The 3,606-nt window shown below is 39.8% G+C and carries 2 protein-coding genes; both read right to left on the bottom strand.

Annotation, left to right across the window (positions count from 1 at the left end):
- Window positions 1-117: 117 nt before the first annotated feature.
- The gene (locus P253_RS04730) at window positions 118-381 is read right to left on the bottom strand and encodes a hypothetical protein (RefSeq protein ID WP_016659735.1); all 264 of its coding nucleotides are present in this window, start codon (window positions 379-381) and stop codon (window positions 118-120) included.
- 143 nt (window positions 382-524) lie between these two features.
- Window positions 525-1,517: a hypothetical protein gene (locus tag P253_RS04725; protein ID WP_016659736.1), complete on the bottom strand. Its 993-nt coding sequence runs from the start codon at window positions 1,515-1,517 to the stop codon at window positions 525-527.
- Window positions 1,518-3,606: the final 2,089 nt, after the last annotated feature.

The following is a 3,606-nucleotide window of genomic DNA, read 5'->3' as shown; positions in this document are numbered from 1 at the left end:
GAACGAAATCTAAATCCTGTGCTTGACTTGGAATTGTCCATATAGGACATTTCTATTTGGTTATTAGGTAGGACATTTCTACTTAGGAATAACATCGAGTGTAAGCCCCATTTAGCTTTAATCCTGGCTTACTTTACGTTTTTTAATTTTAAAAGTTCCATGACCAGCAAAGCGTCGAGCAAGGTCAGGATTCTGGCCTTCCAAACGTTTAATCACAATTGGGGTTCGATTCGGCGTTTTACTCATTAAATGATCATTTTCAACATACATAACTGATCCACTTTGAGCTGCGATAATAAAGCTTTCTCGAAGTGCACAAGCTGCCTGAGAAGCAATTTCTCTCTCATCGTCATTTTCATTAATTAGATTTACTGCTGACATTGACGTAATCCTGAGTAAAGCCAACCTAAATCATATTCTAAGTCGGGTAGCTAAAGACATTTCGCATGTGAGGCATTATGCAACACACATAGTAGCTTCTTTTCTGCTTCAAGGTAGCTATGATGTGTGATTGAAAAAACATCCTATACCTCGATTTTATTGGACTTCGCCTTCCATTTTTCGTATTTTTTGTTGAGATCTTCCGTTAATACACTCCTAAAATGAGCTTCTGCTTCTTGATACGGTGTATTGTTGGCAATCATATTTTTAATCTTTTTAATATATGAAAGCTTTAATGTCCTGGCTCCATGATCAAACCAGGGATGATTATACTTATCGTTGAATAAGCGTTTTTCCAGATGATACAAATTCCCAATCTGCTGACGTACCCCACGGTAGCCTAAATAGCCCTCCAAGGCCCGGAAATGGCGTTCAAAATAGGCTTTCTTCTCATCCAGACTGGCATTTTTTTCAATCAGGCTCTGAAACCGTAAAACGACCCTTTTCCCTTGTTCTAGTTGTTCCTTATAGGCTTTATCAGTCAGACGCCAGGTCCAGTCTGTAGCGTGTTTTTCGTTGGTCCAATTCTTGGCTTGAAGCTCTTTAATACTTTTTTTCGGCTTGGTCAGACGTACCAATTCATATTTACCAGAGCGGATTGGATCAACATCGCCGATATAATTAAAAGATTCTGCACTTGGACAAATCTCAAAGATTCTACGGTTAATCTTCACTAAATCTTGTTTGTCTTTTTTATTCAAAACCTTTTGAGTTTTTTCATCAAATAAGAAAGCATCACTGGTTCGACAAAACAGGTAAGCCTCTACTTGCACTAAAAAACCAGGTTCATTTTTAGCAATTTTTTCCCAACACTCATTTTCACTCAGCCCTGGTAAATAACTATAACTGAAATTAACTAGCAAGCTAAAAACCGGCTCACTGTTCAATCTTCTCCGATAGGTTTGCTGAGCTGTTTCCAGTAAATGATAACGTTCAATCCATTTAGCAATCATATGAGTTGCTTCATTATTATTCGTATTGAACCTAAATTTCTTAGAAACAAGATCATATTCGTTTGTCATCATTCCCATGACATTTTTTGTAAAGTCTTTGGGAAAGTAGCTGTAATAAATCATTTTTTATTACTCTTAAAGTGATTTTAATAAAGTGATTCTATAAGAGATTTATAAAAGATATTTAGTGAAAATTCTATAAGGAATTTCTAAAGTATCAAAAATTGCATTTTTGAGACTTTAGGAATGATTGCGAATCACCTTCGGAGATTCTATAAATAGCAGTTCCCCGAAATAGGCTTGACGACCGCAACTTGATCAAATATAACGCTTTTAGGGTCTTTGATTTTTTGCGTGGACTGCCAATCCATGAGCCAATTCTTTTCTGTTTGGTTCCTGGGTTGCCTACCCATGAATCAGACACACTCCCCCTTCTTGAGGATTGCCAGTCTTTGAGAAGCTTTAGTGGTGAAGCTGCGTGCGTGAGGAAACTCTAGCTGGCGCGGCTACACTAGGGGCTGGCGGGTGTGACTCCCGCTTTCTACCTGTTCACTCATTTTGATGAATGAACACCCTCCACTCCCAAGGTGGAGGTCAGTTGGGCGACAAGGACACGGGATCACGGTGACGTGGCGGTGGGAGTAACTTCCCTCCTAGGCTGAAAGGGCCGAAACCCTGTATTAAAACAGACAGTCAGAGGACTCAAGGAATGAGTAACCTCGTGAATAGCTGATAACCAGACGCTTCAAGTCAAAAACAAAAATAAAGATAAGGGCGTAGGTTATACCCACAGGTGGGCTTTTGAGGGCATCGTGAGATGTCAGGGTTGCAAGGCGAAAGCTGGCGCAATCGGTACTCGATTTTAGGTGGAACAGTGAATTTGTCGGAAGACATTCTGTTTTGCTGTCGAGATCAATGGATAGCTCAAGCCTGTAAGGTCGTCAACATGGTGCTTTTTAGGCTGTGTATGTCGATATGGGTAAGGCGTGAACGTGGATGATTATTAACTACATATTGCATTGTATAAACCTGATACGACTTGGAACTGCGATCGGGGGAGATAGGAATGTAGGTGTTGTATGTAGGAGATCGGCACGGGTTCTGCCAGTTTTCAGGCAACTGAAAACAACTGTTTTAATACTAACTTGGGAAGCAGTTTTGTTTAATGACGAAGCCGTATTGCTTAAAGATTTCTCTTTAATTTGAAGAGGTCTTTATTCAATCGGAGGCAACTTCCGAAAACAGAACTGTGGGAGAGTGACTTAGTAGGGCTTTGCTGTAATGGCAAAGGAAGCATTTCAATTCGAGTGAAAGGCGAGCGTTGAAATGAGTAACGAAAGGACACGCCATTAAGTTGGAGTGTGTAAGAGAATTGGAAGAATGTGGTTTGAGGATGAAGTTTGGCAACTTCATAGACTTGGCGGTCTAAACCCTCCAGCCACATTTGTAAAAATCGACCTAGAAGATCAGATTCGAGTGGCATCGGATCCAGAAATTCCAAGAACCTTGAGAAAACAAGTCAAATCAAAGTCTTTGATCCGACTTTTTAAAAACGGTTAGTGGGGACCTCACTTAAAAAATCCTGACGCAGCCGATTCTGCTGAACGAAATTAAAAATCTGTGTGTCCCTCATCACACATAAATAACTGAGATCAAAGTCCTGAGTACGACTATAAACTGCTTTCCATTTTGCGCTGATTTGCGTTTTAAGCCGTTTTCTCTATTTGATATAGGTAATCTTGGTAATCAGTGAAAAAACGCGCCTATCCCCTATTTTTTGCCTCTAATCGTTATATCAGAGCGAGTGTCTACGAGCGAACACTAAAAAGTCGCGTCTAGACTCCCTGAAAAACAGCTTTTTAGGCTGTGAAGCCTAAATAAGCGTAAATCACATGTAAATATTTGCACCTAGATCGAGCGAAGCGAGCAAAAAAACTTCTGAGCGAAGCGAAGTCATAGCCGCTTTTGCTTTTTACATAATTTTAGAAAGTATTTGCAAAAAATTGCCCCAACGAATCGAGCGAAAGCGAGATTCAATAGAGTTTGAGCGAGTGAAACGAAGCGAAAACCAAGGGCAATTTTTCATTCCCTTGGCTTTTAATTATTTTAAAGTTTTTAAATGCTTTTAGGTAAGCTGAAAGCCTTGTGTAGAAAGCGTTATAGCTCCTATTAAACTAGGTTTATCGACCTATTAAACTAGGTTTATCGACCT

The organism is Acinetobacter indicus CIP 110367, from assembly GCF_000488255.1.
GTDB lineage: Bacteria > Pseudomonadota > Gammaproteobacteria > Pseudomonadales > Moraxellaceae > Acinetobacter > Acinetobacter indicus.
This window is presented reverse-complemented; position numbering and strand designations above follow the sequence as displayed.

Excerpts from the sequence above, each read along its gene's own strand:
- P253_RS04730 (WP_016659735.1), bottom strand. The coding sequence starts at position 381 with ATGTCAGCAGTAAATCTAATTAATGAAAATGACGATGAGAGAGAAATT.
- P253_RS04725 (WP_016659736.1), bottom strand. The coding sequence starts at position 1,517 with ATGATTTATTACAGCTACTTTCCCAAAGACTTTACAAAAAATGTCATG.